14 protein-coding genes and 1 pseudogene are annotated in these 15,763 nt (G+C 66.7%); 4 read left to right on the top strand and 11 right to left on the bottom strand.

The window, feature by feature from the left end; translation table 11 throughout:
• Positions 1-127: 127 nt before the first annotated feature.
• On the bottom strand, positions 128-976 hold the full coding sequence (locus tag VP06_RS01490; RefSeq protein ID WP_048462057.1) for a helix-turn-helix domain-containing protein: 849 nt from the start codon (positions 974-976) through the stop codon (positions 128-130).
• Positions 977-1,252: 276 nt separating this feature from the next.
• Here VP06_RS01490 and VP06_RS01485 point away from each other — a divergent pair, with 276 nt between their 5' ends.
• Genes VP06_RS01485 through VP06_RS35825 form a run of 3 tightly spaced genes read left to right on the top strand, consistent with a single transcriptional unit; the run spans position 1,253 to position 4,847 of the window.
• On the top strand, positions 1,253-3,457 hold the full coding sequence (locus VP06_RS01485; RefSeq protein WP_053081483.1) for a TonB-dependent receptor: 2,205 nt from the start codon (positions 1,253-1,255) through the stop codon (positions 3,455-3,457).
• 23 nt (positions 3,458-3,480) lie between these two features.
• Entirely contained in the window at positions 3,481-4,659 is a 1,179-nt protein-coding gene (locus tag VP06_RS01480; protein ID WP_342586798.1) for a PepSY-associated TM helix domain-containing protein, read from the top strand.
• Positions 4,656-4,847, top strand: a complete 192-nt coding sequence (locus VP06_RS35825) for a hypothetical protein (RefSeq protein ID WP_156295403.1) — start codon at positions 4,656-4,658, stop codon at positions 4,845-4,847. The genes VP06_RS01480 and VP06_RS35825 overlap by 4 nt, the downstream gene beginning before the upstream one ends.
• A gap of 169 nt (positions 4,848-5,016) precedes the next feature.
• Here VP06_RS35825 and VP06_RS38695 read toward each other — a convergent pair.
• The 4 genes and pseudogenes from VP06_RS38695 to VP06_RS01460 all read right to left on the bottom strand — a co-directional run.
• Positions 5,017-5,235 (bottom strand): annotated as a pseudogene (locus tag VP06_RS38695) (undecaprenyl diphosphate synthase family protein); the annotation flags it as partial.
• 137 nt (positions 5,236-5,372) lie between these two features.
• Positions 5,373-5,657, bottom strand: coding sequence for an SDR family NAD(P)-dependent oxidoreductase (locus VP06_RS38690; protein ID WP_082167091.1), 285 nt, complete (start codon positions 5,655-5,657; stop codon positions 5,373-5,375).
• A 46-nt stretch (positions 5,658-5,703) separates the two neighbouring features.
• The gene (locus VP06_RS01465; protein WP_048462055.1) at positions 5,704-6,705 is read right to left on the bottom strand and encodes an NADP-dependent oxidoreductase; all 1,002 of its coding nucleotides are present in this window, start codon (positions 6,703-6,705) and stop codon (positions 5,704-5,706) included.
• Positions 6,706-6,806: 101 nt separating this feature from the next.
• Positions 6,807-7,790 (bottom strand): quinone oxidoreductase family protein, encoded by a 984-nt coding sequence (locus VP06_RS01460; protein ID WP_048462054.1) that lies wholly within the window; start codon positions 7,788-7,790, stop codon positions 6,807-6,809.
• Between the two features lie 157 nt (positions 7,791-7,947).
• Here VP06_RS01460 and VP06_RS01455 point away from each other — a divergent pair, with 157 nt between their 5' ends.
• Positions 7,948-8,418, top strand: coding sequence for a MarR family winged helix-turn-helix transcriptional regulator (locus VP06_RS01455; protein WP_048462058.1), 471 nt, complete (start codon positions 7,948-7,950; stop codon positions 8,416-8,418).
• A gap of 505 nt (positions 8,419-8,923) precedes the next feature.
• Here the strand turns inward: VP06_RS01455 and VP06_RS01450 are convergent.
• The 6 genes from VP06_RS01450 to VP06_RS01425 all read right to left on the bottom strand — a co-directional run bounded on the left by VP06_RS01450 (position 8,924) and on the right by VP06_RS01425 (position 15,760).
• Positions 8,924-9,622 (bottom strand): di-trans,poly-cis-decaprenylcistransferase, encoded by a 699-nt coding sequence (locus VP06_RS01450; protein WP_048462053.1) that lies wholly within the window; start codon positions 9,620-9,622, stop codon positions 8,924-8,926.
• Positions 9,623-9,656: 34 nt separating this feature from the next.
• Positions 9,657-10,046: a winged helix-turn-helix domain-containing protein gene (locus tag VP06_RS01445; RefSeq protein WP_048462052.1), complete on the bottom strand. Its 390-nt coding sequence runs from the start codon at positions 10,044-10,046 to the stop codon at positions 9,657-9,659.
• On the bottom strand, positions 10,039-10,695 hold the full coding sequence (locus tag VP06_RS01440; RefSeq protein ID WP_048462051.1) for a hypothetical protein: 657 nt from the start codon (positions 10,693-10,695) through the stop codon (positions 10,039-10,041). Before VP06_RS01440 ends, VP06_RS01445 begins: the two co-directional genes overlap by 8 nt.
• A gap of 94 nt (positions 10,696-10,789) precedes the next feature.
• Entirely contained in the window at positions 10,790-12,028 is a 1,239-nt protein-coding gene (locus VP06_RS01435; RefSeq protein WP_048462050.1) for a Zn-dependent hydrolase, read from the bottom strand.
• A 107-nt stretch (positions 12,029-12,135) separates the two neighbouring features.
• On the bottom strand, positions 12,136-13,086 hold the full coding sequence (locus VP06_RS01430) for an NAD(P)H-dependent flavin oxidoreductase (protein ID WP_048462049.1): 951 nt from the start codon (positions 13,084-13,086) through the stop codon (positions 12,136-12,138).
• A gap of 94 nt (positions 13,087-13,180) precedes the next feature.
• The gene (locus VP06_RS01425; protein WP_156295402.1) at positions 13,181-15,760 is read right to left on the bottom strand and encodes a hypothetical protein; all 2,580 of its coding nucleotides are present in this window, start codon (positions 15,758-15,760) and stop codon (positions 13,181-13,183) included.
• Positions 15,761-15,763 lie beyond the last annotated feature (3 nt).

The following is a 15,763-nucleotide window of genomic DNA, read 5'->3' as shown; positions in this document are numbered from 1 at the left end:
ACGGTCGTTGAAAACGACCGTTGATATCAGATTTGGCTTAGGAATAGCCGATCCATCGGGTTTGCGAGACGCGGTAAATCGATCAGAAATATTAACTTACAAAATAATATTTGGAAAAATTTGAGCTTTATTGCGCGCGCCGCCACGACAAGGGCGAAACAGACTTGTAGCGCTTGAATGCCGCCGCGAACTGGCTCGGATCGGAATACCCGACGAGGCTCGCGATCGATGCGACCGACATGCGCGAGTCCAGCAGCAGCTCCGCCGCACGGTCGAGACGACGGCGAGTGATGAAGGCATAGGGAGGCAAGCCTGTCGTCATCTGAAAGCACCGACTGAAATGATACGGGCTCAACCCGGCGACGCGGGCGAGATCCGCCACGCGCAGATCCGCACTCAGGTCGGCCTCGATGAAGGCGATCACGTCCGCAATCTGCCGCTTCGAGAGCCCACGGGGCCTGGTGCGCGCGGGAAGCGTCGATGGCTGACCGAGCCGGTGAACCACGATGGCCAGGGCGTGATCGAAGAAGGTCGTCGCGAAGCCGTGGAGACCACACTGCTCCCACATCGCGGTGATGGTCGCGGTCAACAGCGCATCGTCGTGATAGGTCGAAGCGAGACCCGTCATATCCAGGCTGCCCGTCGGAAGCTCCGTGACGAGCCGCTCCAGGCGTCGTTGAGTCAGTCCCAGGGCGATGAGCCGCATCGCCGGCCCGAAACCTTCGCCACCACCGTAGGGCGCCCCCAGGCCCACGCGACCGGGCAGGAAGAGCCCGTCGAGCATCTGGCTACGGCTCTTGCGAAGAAGACGCCCCCCGCCACTCACGCACAGGTAAACCCAGAGCATGTCGGTGCTCTCATACTCGCCCTTGAAGGCGTCGTAATCGGACTGGCGCATGATCGTGTCTCGATCCCGGTCCGCACGGAGGATCTCGTCCGTTGCAACGATGACAGAGCAGGTTCGTTCGGCGTTCATGGATCCGTCGTTGCCTCAGTCGCCAACGTGACGTCTCATAATCTCAAGTTGCATGCGCCAACGGCCAACACGCCAGGGCGATTCAGAAGTTTATAATCAATCGAATTCGATTGTGTATTTCAGCAACGATTGCTCGATTTCGCCCCACATCCTCCAGCTCCCAGCACGTCAGGCGTATTCTTCGCATGAATTCGATACCGCGCCGCTTGCGGCCTTGTCTAGGGAGATTGGCCAAGCCGGCAGCCTGACGTTGCCGGAGTGAGGCGTGAGGCATCGATGCAGGAAGATTCGGGGGTGCACTGGCACAGGGCCGTGCGGGTCGCTTTGCTCGGGACGCTCTTGGCGGGGGTCGTCAGCGATGCGGCCAGCGCACAGGAAAGCATCGCGCTCGAACAGATTGAGATCGAAGGTGCCGCGACCGACCGCGCGCCGACCCGAATCATCGGCCCGCCGCCGCCGCCCTATGCCGGCGGGCTGGTGGGGAGCGGCACACGGGTCGGCGTTCTCGGCAACGGAACCGTCTTCAACACGCCCTTCAGCACCACGGGCTACACCGACGCCCTGATCCGCGATCAGCAATCCCAGAGTCTGATCGATGTCGTGACCAACGATCCTTCAGTCCGCGCGATCTCATCGGCCACCAGCGCGGCAGGCGATCAGTTCTACATCCGCGGCTTCCCGGTCTATGCCAGCGATGTTGCCTTCGACGGGCTCTACGGGCTCGTCGATCGCCGTCGACCGTCCCTCTACAACGTCGAGCGCGTCGAGGTGCTGAAGGGGGCGAGCGCCCTTGTCAACGGCATCTCTCCGCAGGGCGGCATCGGCGGCAGCATCAACCTGATCCCCAAGCGCGCCGACGACGAGCCGCTGACCCGGATCACGCCGTTCTTCGTCTCCCGGAGCCAATTCGGGACGGCCGTGGATGTGGGACGACGGTTCGGAGAGGCGAAAGAATGGGGCATGCGCGTCAACGGCGTGTACCGCAGGGGCGAATCGGCCATCGACCGCGAGCGTCTGGAGTTCGGGTTCGGCTCAATCGGCGCCGATTACCGCGGCGAGCGGGTCCGCATCACGGCGGATCTCGGCTACCAGAGCAACGACTCTCGACAGAGCCGCTCGTTCCTGGGCGTTGCGCCAGGCATCGAGATCCCCAGGGCGCCCGACCTGACCCTGAACCAGAACCAACCCTACGAGTTCCAGCGGACGCAGACCCGGTTCGGCGCCGTCCGGGCGGAGTACGACCTCACCGCGGACACCACGGTCTACGCCGCTTTCGGCACACGCACGACCCGGGAAAGCGCGCTGGCCAACTTCCCGACTCTCACCACGTCGGCCGGGGATGTCGATGCGCTGTTCGTGCGGCAGAACTATATCAGCACCGCCTCCACCGCCGAGACCGGCATAAGGACACGGTTCGCGACGGGGCCGATCGCCCATCGCGCGACGCTCTCCGCCGCGGGCTACTGGACCACGACCGATTATCCCAAGGCCATTCAGTTCCTGCCCGGTGGCACGTCGACCCTCGACGATCCGTTGCCGATGCCACAGCCGCCCTACCGGGACATCGCCATCGGCAATGCCCGGGGCTCGCTCATCATCAATCGCAGCGTTGCCCTGACCGACACCCTGGCGTCCCTCGACGAGCGCGTGCTGCTCACGGTCGGCGGCCGGTTCCAGCAGATCGGAACCAAGGGCTACGACTTCACGCCCGGGAGCCCGACCTTCGGCGACGCGACATCGCGCTACGACAAGGCGGCATGGACGCCTGCGATCGGCCTCGTCGTCAAGCCGCTGGAGCGGCTCTCCGTCTACGGCAACTACATCGAGGGCCTGCTCTCGACCGGCGCAGCACCGTCCACGGCGAGCAATGCGAACCAAGCGCTGCCCCCGACCATCGCCGACCAGAAGGAAGTGGGGGTGAAGTACGATTTCGGCACGGTCGGTGTGAGCGCCGCCCTGTTCGAGATCAACAAGCCCAACGCTTTCCAAGACCCGACGACGCGAAACTTCGCACTCAACGGCCTGCAGCGGAACCGGGGGATCGAACTGAGCCTGTTCGGTGAAGTCGTGCCTGGACTACGCCTGATTGGTGGCGTGGCCTTCACGGATGGGCGCCTGGTTCGCACCGAAGGCGGGGCGTTCGACGGGAAGGTCGCACCGGGCGTCCCGGTGACCACGGCCAACCTCTACGGCGAGTACGATCTGCCGCCATGGTTCGCACAGGGCCTGACGCTGACCGGGCGCCTGATCCACACATCGTCGCAATTCTACGATCAGGGCAACCTGCAACGCATTCCAGACTGGACCCGGGTCGATCTCGGCCTGCGCTACACGGTCCTCGGCCCCTGGGGCAAGCCGGTGACGCTGCGCGCCACCGTGGAGAACGTCGCCGGGACGAACTACTGGGCCGCAGCCGCCGAAGGGCTTCTCACGTTCGGCAATCCACGGACCTATCTCGTCTCGGCTCAGATGGACTTCTAGGGATGACGAATCGAACGTTGACCGTGACCAGCCCAGAGGCGTCACGCCCGCGCATGATCAGATTCTGGTCGTCCATCCATACGTGGACGAGCCTGATCTGCACGACCTTTCTGTTGATGTTGTGCCTGACGGGCCTGCCGCTGATCTTCCATCACGAGTTGAACCACGCACTCGGCTACGAGGTCGAGCCGCCCCCATTGCCGCCGGGCACACCGCACGTATCCCTCGACCGCGTCGTCGAGGCGGCGCTCGCCCATCGTCCCGGCGAGGTCATCCAATTCGTCGGCTTCGACCGCGACGAGCCGAATATCGCAGTTCTGAGCATGAACAAGACCGCCGAGGCCAACCCTGACACCAACAGCCATATCGTGATCGACCGACGCACAGGCGCCGTGCTGAAAGAACTCAAATCGAACGAGGGGCCGATCCATTTTCTATTGAAGATGCACGTTGACATGTTCCTTGGCCTTCCGGGCAAGCTGTTCCTGGGTGCCATGGGCGTGCTGTTCGTGGCCGCGCTCGTCTCCGGCGCCGTGCTCTACGGGCCATTCATGAAAAAGTTGGACTTCGGCACCGTGCGCCGCTCGCGCGCACGCCGCATTCGATGGCTCGATTGGCACAATCTGATCGGCATCACGGCGCTGACTTGGACGCTCGTGGTCGGAACGACAGGCTTCATCAACGCCCTGGACGATCTCATCCTCAAAAGCTGGCAGGCCGGTCAGCTCGCCGAGATGACAGCGCCTTACAGGAACTCACCGCGTCCAGACGCTCTCTCGTCTCTGGAGGCGGCCGTCGCCACCGCGAAGGCCGCAGCCCCCGCGATGACGCCGCGGATCATCGCCTATCCGGGCACGATGTTCACAAGCACGAACCACTACGCCGTGTTTTTGGCGGGCGACACACCGCTGACCGCGCGCCTGCTCAAACCGGCGCTCATCGACGCGGCGACGGGAGCGCTGACAGATCTGCGTGCCATGCCGTGGTACGTTCAGACGGTGTTCGTCGCGCAACCTCTCCATTTCGGCGATTATGGCGGCCTGCCACTCAAGATCATCTGGGCCCTGTTCGACATGGCCACGATCGCCCTTCTCGGGGGCGGCTTGTATTTGTGGGCGGTACGGCGGCGGAAAAGTGGAATGCGCTCGAACGACGAAACCGAAGCGGGCGCCGCACAGGCGTTCCTAGGTGTGGCAGAATGACGAAGCTTGCCTCAGCCCGTGCAGGTCGGTCCTCGGTGTGGACAGCACCTGCCATCCTGGGTGTTCTGATCGGCATCGGACTGATCACAGCGCTCGTTCGCGATGGTTTATGGGACGTGCTGGCCTGCACCCTGCTGACAGGCGCATTGGGTTACGCCTGCCTCGCCGCTTTGACGCGGCGCTCTTGAGGTCCGGTTTGCGCGCCATCGCGTCAGGGGAGAGGCGCAGGCCCGACACCTCACCGGCCAGGAGGCGGTGCGAAACTCATGAGTTTCGCACCAAGCCGCTGCTCCTGGTTCCATCCCCACTTCAGCGAACCGCCCGCAGCGGGTGCAGAACAACCACTGTCCGCCCGCCTCACGCCTCCGCCGGCAGCCGGCCGAACCGGCGCTGCCGCGCGCGAAACGCCGTCATCGCCGCCGCCAGTTCCGCCTCGCCGAAATCCGGCCAGGGGCAGGGCGTGACGTGCAATTCGGCATAGGCGCTCTCCCAGAGCAGGAAGTCGGAGAGGCGCTGCTCGCCGCTGGTGCGGATCACGAGATCGACCTCCGGGGCGCTGTCGCCGGTGACGAGGCGCTCGATGTCGTCGGTCGCCTGATCGGCGAAGCCGCCATCGAAATTCGCCCCGGCGTTGTTGACGAAGATGCTAGATAAGCTTCACGATTGCGTTGCCATCGCGAAACTTCTCTCGCTGTTTGATTTTGCCGCATTTTCTACGACGAACCGGTATCCACTTCGTCGGAAAATGCTCCAATGCGATCGTCCTCGCGCAGGCGCGCCTCGACGATCCGAAGCTGGTCCGGTGCCGTCAGGTCGGTCTGGACAACATCCACCGCGACGCCGTTGTCCCGACGCAGCCGGTCGGCGAGTTCGTCCATCCGTGCCTTATCGCGGGCGACGAGGACGAGGTCGTGCCCGCGCCCGGCGAGCCGGTCGGCGTAGGTGGCCCCGATTCCGCACGAGGCGCCGGTGACGAGGACGGATGCTTTGTTCGACATGGGGTGTCGCTCCTGCTGTGCGGTTGTTCGAGCAGTCGTCCGCGCGCTACTTCACCTTGATCACGACCTTGCCCTTGGCTCGGCCGCCCTCGACGTGGGCCAGGGCCTCGGGGGTCTGTTCGAACGGGAAGACCCGGTCGACCACGGGACGGATCGCGCCGGCGTCGATCAGGTCGGTGATCCTGCCCAGTTGCTCGCCCTGGGCCCGCATGAACACGAAGTCGTAGGTCACGCCCTTCCTCTTCGCCTTGCGGCGCAGGTTGAAGCTCATCAGGAAGCCGACGACCTTCATCAGCAGGCCGAGGTCGTTGTCCTCGGCGAAGCGGGCGTCGAGCGGGCCGGAGATGCCGATCAGCTTGCCGCCGGGCTTGATCACCGAGAGCGCCTTGTCGGCCTCCTTGCCCTCCTGGGTGTCCAGGAAGACATCGACGCCGGACACGAGGGTCTCGAACCGCTCCGTCCTGTAGTCAATCACCCGGTCCGCCCCGAGGTCCTTCACCCAGCCGACGTTGGACGTCCCGGTCGTGGTGACGACCTTGGCGCCGAGGTGCTTGGCGAGCTGGATCGCGATGGTGCCGACGCCGCCGGACCCCGCCTGGATGAAGGCCGTCTGCCCGGCCTTGAGGTGCGCGCGCTCCACCAGGACCTGCCACGCGGTCAACGCGACGAGCGGGACCGATGCGGCTTCCTCCATGGTGAGCGACTTCGGCTTGAGGGCGAGGTCGGCCTCGGCCACGGCAATGTATTCGGCGAAGGTGCCAATCCGGTCCTTGTCGGGGCGGGCGTAGACCTCGTCGCCGACCTTGAACCGGGTGACCCGGGAACCCACCGCCTTCACGACCCCGGCGAGGTCGTTGCCGAGGATGAGCGGCAGCTTGTACTTGAGGGCCGGCTTGAACACCCCGTCGCGGATCTTCGCGTCGAGCAGGTTGGCGCTCGTGGCGTGGATCTCCACGAGGACGTCGCCATCGCCGACCTTCGGCGTGGCCACGTCGCGCAGGACCATGCCCTCCTTGCTCTTGTAGCTGTCGATGACGAACGCCTTCATGGCGGGTCTCCTGTCGTGACGTCGTTGTTCGGAGGATGGCCTGCGGCGGCCGCGGGGGGGCCGTCGGCACGGCTCGGTCCTGCCCGGGAAGAGGCGGTCCCTCAGGACCAGGGTTCGAGGACGACCTTGCCGGTGGTCCGGCGGCCCTCCAGCAGCCGATGCGCCTCCGCGGCCTGCGACAGCGGCAGGACGGTGCCGACATGCAGGGTCAGCTTGTCCGAGAGGACGAAGCCGATGATCTCGGTGAGCGTTGCCATCACCAAGGCCGGATCGGCGAGGTAGGCGCCGATGTAGAAGCCCGTCACCGTGTGGTTCGGGACCATCAGCCGGGAAGCAGGGATGGCCGCCTCTTCGCCGCTGGCCTGGCCGATGAAGACCATGCGGCCGAACGGGGCCATTGCGTCGAGGGCTTGCCCCGTGGTCCGGCCGCCCGCCGTCTCCATGACGATATCGGCGCCGCGGCCGCCGGTGACGGCGCGCACGCGCTCAGCCCAATCGGCGGCCGTGTAGTCGACCGAGGCATCGGCTCCGAGCGTCTCGGCGAAGGTCCGCTTCTCCTGTGTGCTGGCAGCGGCAATCACTTTGCCGGCGCCGTAGAGCTTGGCCAGCTGGATCGTGAAGGCACCCAGGCCACCGGCCGCGCCCTCGACCAGAACGCTCTCGCCCTCCGCCAGGCGGGCCGCCTTGCGCAGCGCGAAGGCGGCGGTCAGGCCGTGCGCGACGAGCGCGGTGGCCTGGACCGGCGACAAGCCCTCGGGCAGCGGAATGACGATGGTGGCTGGCACGCTGACGTACTGGGCGTAGCCACCCTGGCCCGGCGTCGCGAACACCTTCGTGCCGACCTCGAAGCCTGTGACGCCCTCGCCGACGGCCGCGACTGTGCCGGCAACCTCGGCGCCGAGAGTGAAGGGCGTGGGCGACGGCTCGGGATAGTCGTCGCCGCGCCGACGCATCACATCGGCGAAGTTCAGGCCGACCGCCTCGACCTTAACGAGGATCTCGCCGGGACCGGCGACGGCATCGGGCACGTCCTCGTACACAAGGGCGTCAGGCCCGCCGGTCGCATGAAACCGAACAGCTTTCATCGTCGTCGCTCCGATAGACACGCACACTTGAGTGCTCAACGTTTTGGCACTCAATCACATAAGCCTGCGAAATCGGGATTGCAATGGTCCGGCACTCAACTATTTTGTGGCAATGAGCACGACGACGAACGACGACGGGGCGGGCGAGGCATGCCCCGTGGAGGCGATCCTTCCCTCCTGGCCGCCTTGCACAAATGACATCCTGCGGCGTGCCACGCGGCACCTCGGCCAGCTCTACGACGAGGCTTTCGCACCAACGGGCCTGAAGTCGACCCAGCTCGTGCTGATGTTCCAGATCGCGCGCCTGACCGGCGACGAGGGGCCGACCCTTCAAACCGTGGCCGCGCATGTCGGCGTCGGGGTCTCGGCGCTTACCTACGCGTTACGGCCCTTGCAGCGGGACGGGCTCGTGGACCTCGTTCCCGATCTCAAGGACAAGCGCGCCAAGCACGCCGTTCTGACGGCGCTCGGACGCGAGCGTCTCGACGAGGGCATCAAGCTCTGGTCGGAGGCCAACCGACGGGTTGAGACACTTCTCGGTCCCGACGACGCCAAGTTGCTCCGGAACCTGGCCGAACGGGTTTCGTCCGACGCCTTCTCTTCGGCCTTCAAGGCGGGCCTCAGGTGATGTGAGAAACCGTCTGAGCCGCAGCGCCTATCTCTTCGTTCTGACAGGTCCCGCCAACCCTGCCGGAAGCATGACCGCTTTCGGGACCCCTCCCGCTACCACCCTCCCGGCTGCCTCGGGTCGGAAGCGGCTAAAGCATTTTCCGACGAAGTGGATACCGGTTCGTCATAGAAAATGCGGCAAAATCAAAGAGCGAGAGAAGCTTCGCGATGGCAACGCAATCGTGAAGCGCTCTAGCAGGACTGATTTGTCAAAAGCGCACCCATAGCGAACCGGCGGTGTCGGTCATCATCCGCATGCCTCCAGTGGACCGCACTCGGAGCGATTCCGAAATTGCAGCCAAACCATCCAAACTGAACCGGAAGCATGTGAACCATCCTGAGTGAACCGTGCGGCCGGGCGTTCTAGAGTGCTTCACGATTGCGTTGCCATCGCGAAGCTTCTCTAGCTGTCTAATTTTGCCACATCTTCTACGACGAACCGGTATCCCCCGCGCCCGCCCCCCTCACGCCGCCGCCGGCAGCCCGCCGAACCGGCGCTGCCGCGCGCGAAACGCCGTCATTGCAGCGGCCAGTTCCGCCTCGCCGAAATCCGGCCAGGGGCAGGGCGTGAAGTGCAATTCGGCATAGGCGCTCTCCCAGAGCAGGAAGTCGGAGAGGCGTTGCTCGCCGCTGGTGCGGATCACGAGATCGACCTCCGGGGCGCCGTCGCCGGTGACGAGGCGGCCGAACTCCTCGCGGGTGGCGTCGGCGGCGGCGAGGCGGGCGGCGGCGAGGATCGCGTCGCGGGCGGAGTAGTCGAGGGCGATGCGCAGATGCAGGCGGGTCCCGGCGCGGGTCGCCGCCTCGGCGGCGGCGATGGCGTCGGCGAGGCCCTCGGGCAGGCGGTCGCGCCGGCCGATCACCGTGAGGCGGATGCCGTCGCGGCGCAACAGCGCGACCTCGCGGGTCAGGTAGAGGCGCAGCAGGCCCATCAGCCCGGCCACCTCGGCCGCCGGGCGGCGCCAGTTGTCGGAGGAGAAGGCGTAGAGCGTCAGCGTGCCGATGCCCTCAGTGGGCGCCGCCCGCGCCACCCGCCGCACCGTCGCGACCCCGGCCTCGTGCCCGACGCTCCGGGGCAGGCCGCGGGATTCCGCCCAGCGGCCGTTGCCGTCCATGATGAGGCCGACATGAAGTTTGGCTTTCTGTGCAGAAGTGCTTTGCATCGCAAAGTCTCCAGGTAAAAAAGGGGAGGCAAGGTCAGGCGGGGCGGGGCGTAGGCTCGCCCTCGCCCTGGCGGGCGGCCTCGGCGGCGTCGCGGACCACCCGTTCCAGCACGGCGAGATAGGCGACGAAGCGTTCCCGCCCGGCCTGGGTGAGGCGGCAGGTGGTGAGCGGGCGCCGTCCCTCGTAGCCCTTGTGGATCTCGACGAGGCCGGCCTCCTCCAGCACCCCGAGGTGGCGGCTGAGATTGCCATCGGTCAGGCCGCAGAGCTGCTTGAGATCGGCGAAAGCAAGGGGCTTCGGGTGCGCGGCGAGGGAGGTGAGCAGGCTGAGCCGCGCCCGCTCGTGCATCACCCGGTCGAGCCCGTCATAGGCGAAAGGGGCTTGGCCGAGGGGGACTTGGGCGAACGGCGCCGGTTCAGGCATGGTCGCCTCCCGGAGCACGATGGAGGATGAGGGCGAGCAGGCCCTGGCCGAGGGCGAAGGGCAGGCCCATGGTCCAGGGCGAGAGCGCGCGCCCCTCGGCCGAGGCCGCGATGGCACCGAGGCCCGCGACGAGGTACCAGCCCGCCGCCCAGGCCACCGGTCGCGGCAGGGCGCGTAAGGACGCGAACAGCCCGAGCCCGACCAGCATCTGCCACAGGCCCGGCAGCAGCCACAGCGAGTCCGGGACGAGGCGCGCCAGGACCAGGAGCAGCAGCGCCCCGGCGGCGCCGGCCGGCAGGAACGCCTCGACGGCGTTGAGGATCATCGCATCGGCGAGGCCCGAATGGTGCCGGCGGCTGCGCGCCCGCATCTCGGCCCCGATCACCCCCACCGAGACGAGCGCGGTCGCGACCCAGCCGGCCAGGAAGGTGAGGGGCCGGGCGGTGGCATCGTCGAGAAGGAGCGCTTGGACGCTGGCGGTCACGAGCGCCAGGCCGCCCGTGAGGGCGACGGCAGACGGGCCGTAGCCCTGGAAGGCGGTGCCGGCGGCGACCTGGCTTCGGATCGCCGCGATATCGGCCAGGACCTTGTCAAGATCGACCTTGTCAAGATCAGCCTTGCCGAGGTCGGCCCGGTCGAGGTCGCGCATCGGGGAACCCGCATCAGCTTTCCAATGCAAAGTACACTGATGCGCAAAGTCGCGCAAGCGGAGTCGGGCGGCCGCGCGGCCGCCCGGTCGGGCCTCAGCGGTTGGCCCGGGCGAGGGCGGCGTGGAGCAGGAGGTTCACGCCCGGCAGGGTCGGGTCGAGGGCGATGTCCTCGGCCTCGTTGTGGGTGATGCCGTCCCGGCAGGGGGTGAAGATCATGCAGGCCGGGGCGACCCGGGCGACGTGGTAGGCGTCGTGGCCGGCCTGGGAGCGCAGATCCATGGTGGGGATCCCGAGCCGCTCCGCGGTCTCGCGCAAGGTGCCGATCAGCCCGTCATCGAAGGAGAAGACCCCGAAGCCCCATTCCTCGGCGATGGAGATCTGCGTCAGCGAGCGGGCGGCGCAGTCGGGCAGGGCGGCGCGCAACGCGGCCTTCATGGTCTCCAGGGTCTCAAGCGTCGGCGCCCGCATGTCGATGAAGAGTTCGGCATATTCCGACAGGGTCCCGGGGAGGTTCGGCACCAGGTCGAGCCGGGCGGCGGTGGCCTTGGCGTCGGTCTCGGCATGGGCCCAGCCGATGTCGTTGACCGCCACCGCCACCATGGCGGCGCCGACCAGTGCGTTGTGGCGTTCGGCCATCGGGGTCGGGCCGGTATGGGCGGTGGCGCCTTCGACGGCGATCCGCATGCCGCAGCTCGGATAGCCGCCGGTGACGATGCCGACCGGCACCCCCGCCCGATCGAGGGCCGGGCCCTGCTCGATATGCAATTCGAAATAGGCGTCGATGCTGCGGCCGCCGACGGGCTCGCGGCCGCGATAGCCGATGCCGTCGAGGGCGTCGCCGAAGCGCACGCCGTCACGGTCGCGCCGGTTCTCGACCCAGTCCGGCGTCGCCTGGCCGGACCAGGCGAGCGAGCAGAGCATCGGCGGCGAGAAGCGCGCGCCCTCCTCGTTGGTCCAGTTCACCACCTCGATGCTGCGCTTCGTCGCGATCCCGAGATCGTCGAGGGTGCGCAGGACTTCCAGGCCGGCCAGGACGCCGAGGACCCCGTCGAAGCGCCCGCCGGCCCATTGCGTGTCGAGATGGCTGCCGATCACCACCGGCGGCAGGTCGGGCTCGATCCCATCGCGCCGCAGCACCATGTTGCCGAGCCCGTCGATGGTCAGCGGATAGCCGCCTTCCTCGGCCCAGCTCTTCAGCTGGTTGCGCATCACCCGGTCCGGCTCCGTCAGGGTCAGGCGCCGCAAGCCCCCCCGGGGCCCGGTGCCGATGCCGGCCGACACCATCAGGGTGTCCCAGAGCCGGTTGCCGTTGACGGAGAGGTTGGTGGTCATCGCTGAATGCCTCGCGCGGCGCATCGGAAACAATGCGCGCGCCAGGATGCGAGGGCCGTGCCGGCCGGGCAAGCGCCCGGCGCGAGGAGGCGGTGTGCAGAGACGGCTTACCCCAGCCGCGCCCGCGCCGCGGCGTATTCCGCCTTCAGCCGGTCGATCACCACGGCGGTGGCCGGCGCGTCGTCGATGGTGCCGACGCCCTGGCCGGCGCCCCAGATGTCCCGCCACGCCTTGGTGGTGCCCGAGCCGAAATTCATCTTGGTCTTGTCAACCTCCGGCAGGGCATTGGGGTCGAGGCCGGCGGCGGTCACGCTGGGCTTGAGGTAATTGCCCGGCACGCCGGTGAAGTAGGGGGTGTACAGCACGTCCGCGGCCGTCGTGCCGATGATCATCTCCTTGTAGGCCGGGGCGGCGTTGGCTTCCTGGGTGGCGATGAAGCGGGTGCCCATATAGGCGAGGTCGGCCCCCATCGCCTGGGTGGCGAGGATCGCGTCGCCGGTGGTGATGGCACCGGACAGGATCAGCGGCCCGTCATAGAAGCGCCGCACCTCGCCGACGAGGGCGAAGGGGGAGAGCGTGCCGGCATGCCCCCCGGCTCCGGCACAGACCAGGATCAGCCCGTCGACGCCGGCCTCCAGCGCCTTCTCGGCATGGCGCACGGTGGTCACGTCGTGGAAGACGAGGCCGCCCCAGCCATGCACCGCCGAGACCACCGCGTCGGGGGCGCGCAGCGACGTGATGATGATCGGAACCTTATGCTTGCCGCAGACCATCAGGTCGTGCTCGAGCCGGTCGTTCGAGGCGTGCACGATCTGGTTGACGGCATACGGCGCGACGATCCGCTCGGGATCGGCCGCCTTCGCCGCGGCGAGCGCCCCGGTGATCCGGGTCAGCCACTCGTCGAGGGCCTCCTTCGGCCGGGCGTTGAGGGCCGGGAACGAGCCGACGATGCCGTTCACGCATTGAGCGATGACCAGGTCCGGCCCCGACACGATGAACATCGGCGAGGCGATGACCGGCAGGGCGAGGGCGTGGCGGAGGCTGTCGGGCAGGGACATGGCGGCGTGGCTCCCGGGATTGTTATGGCGTGGCTTCGCACCGGATCCCCGCAGGGTCAACGGGAGGCGCGCGGCGACCCGGATCGACGATCGATCACAGCATGGCACGCCATGGGCGCTCGAGACGCTCGACGAGATCCGGCCCGTTGACCCGAGCCCAGCTCTTGTACTTGTCCCAGCAATCGGGAGCGCGCTTCGGCCAGAGCGCCAGGGTACGCACCGCGCTCGCCGGAACGCCGGGGCGCATGGTCTGGGCATCGACGATGGCCTGGTTGGCGACATGGTAGCACAGAAGCCGCGTATAATCGGGGAGCAGGGACAGGACCTCGCCGTCCTCGCCGACCGGGTTACCGGCAAAGCGTGAGATTTCGTTTTCGACGGACCGGACGATCCCGCCCATCGCCTGCCCGAGATCGCTGGTCGGTGGTGGAGGGGTGAGAGTGGTTTGGGAGCGAAACGCGCGGGCCAGTGCGATGATGCGGTCGCGCCGCTCGCCATGCTTGCTCGCCGTGGGGCTCACGTTGGCCCATGCTTCGAGACGTCCGATCAGAGCGAGGATCTCACTGCTGATGGCCGGTGAACCAATCAGGTCTTTGAGCTTCTTCTCCGCCGCGCGCAGATGCTTGCGGAGGGTGTAATCGCTTTTCTTGATCTGCTGCGCGAGCTTGCGCAATGGGACATCGTCCGACGCCAGACCCTGTTCGACGAGCGCGGCGACGTCGGCCCTGAGTTCCTCCGTGGTCCGCCGATCGGGCGGTGGCATCGAGACGCTGCCCGATGGCTCGTCGTCGATTTCGCCGGAATTCGCAACGTGTTCGGCAATCGGCTGGATCAAGGCATGAAGCTGGTCGAAATCGATCTGGCTGATCGATTGCTGAGGGTACTGGCCGCCATTCATATACGTCTCGAAGCGATGGCGGACCGCCTCAGGAGCATGCAAGAGCTCGTCGACGATGGATTCATTCTCGATCCAGCTTCGGAATTCTCTCAGCCGCCCGACGAGATCGCCGATGGAGCTGCGGCCGAAATCGATCTTCAGGCGGACCGCACTCGCGTTCTCCCACATCTCGCGCAGGCGCGCATCGTTCCGCGTCAGACTGTCCGCCACCCGGACATCGATCTCCGGCGCGTCGGGAGCCGAGATCAGCGGGAAGACACCGAGCTGCGCGGCCAGTCGCAACGAGAACGAGGTCGCCTGTTTGTGCCGCAGAGGCGAAGCGAGGCCATCCTGGCCGAGGACCGGCGAGAGGATGGTCGCCGACATCACGCACGGATTGCGCTGGAACGTGTCGAAGTCGAACCGATTCAAGACCGCACGGTCGTGCCGGACATGGAGGTCGTAGCTGAGGGCGACCAGCGGCAGCAGCGGCCTCTCGCTGAGCTCGGCCGGGTGGACCGGTTCGGTGCCGATCAGGGCATTGATCAGGTCGATCAGTTTGCGGGTCGGCTCGTCGCCGCCCGAGCCATAATCCCCATGGCCGGGATCCAGCGCATGGGCCGCATCGATCATGTCCAGGCCAGGCTCCGGCATGTCCGCGAGCCATTCGAGCTTCTCCGCCCCGACCCGGTAGCCGATGAAGCGGCGCCTTTCGCCATCCTGCTCGCTCAGGCGCTGTGCGCCCCCCATATCGTAGACGATCAAGAAATCGCCGAGGGTCGCGAAGGAGAAGACCACGCGGAAGAGGCGGTCCTGTCCGGAACCGCGAGGGGCGGCTCGCAGCGAGATCTCGATGGCTTCCTTGTCGCTCGCTCCAGTAAAAGCCTTGACGAAATATTCCTGCTTGCTGCGCGGGAACGGCAATTTGGCCTTTCGCAACGCTTCATAGTCATCGATGGTGTATTGGAATAATTTTGTCGGCGCCGCTTCCTGCCAATACGTGATCAGCTCGCGCTGGCGCATGCAATGGAAGACGACGAGGCCGGAGACGCCACCGCTCGACGACACTTCGCTCGATGGAACGTTGATCTCCAGGGAGATGATGTTGCGCGGCTCGAACGCCGCGAGGACGATCGCGGATTCGCGCTCCCTCACCTCGGCGTCGATGTCCCCGCGTATGGCTTCCCGCCGATATGGGGGCGCCCGGACCTTGATGATATCGGTGCTGAGCGGGTACAGAACGATGAGCCGGCCGACACGACGCTCGGGGATTCCCGTTCTCGATCGATGCGCGTCGAGTTGATGAAAGGGCGCTGCGATCGCCCAGAGAAGATCCTGCCCCTTGGCATGGTCCCGGTGGGCGAAGGCGCGCCGGGTTTCGGCGAAGGGTTGCTGCCGCGTGCGCAGCCATGAGGAGGGACCGTCAGGCGCGGGCTGCCGGGCCGCCGCGTGCAGCGAGACGACGTCGCAGGTGGCCTGGTCGCCGTCCAGGGCGTCGTCGAGAAGATAGCGGATCAAGGGCCGCAATTGCCCGCCGCTCAGGAGCGACACTTCAAGGCCGATCGCATCGCTCGGCAGGTGCATCGGCCTCAGTGAGCCGTGCTGCGGCAGCGCCCAGAAGAAATCGGTCACGGCGCCGAGGACATCCCCGGCGAGGATCGCGCGCACCACGAACGTATGGGAGGCCGGGGAGCGCCCGGTCACGCCGAGCGGACGCGTCGTGCTGCGTCCGAGGACGACCGCGCCGGTTCCGTCCCATGCAAACCAGAAATCGCGCGTTGCATCGATGGGGGACATGGG

Origin of the sequence: Methylobacterium aquaticum (genome assembly GCF_001043915.1) — a bacterium.
Taxonomy (GTDB): domain Bacteria; phylum Pseudomonadota; class Alphaproteobacteria; order Rhizobiales; family Beijerinckiaceae; genus Methylobacterium; species Methylobacterium aquaticum.
This window is presented reverse-complemented; position numbering and strand designations above follow the sequence as displayed.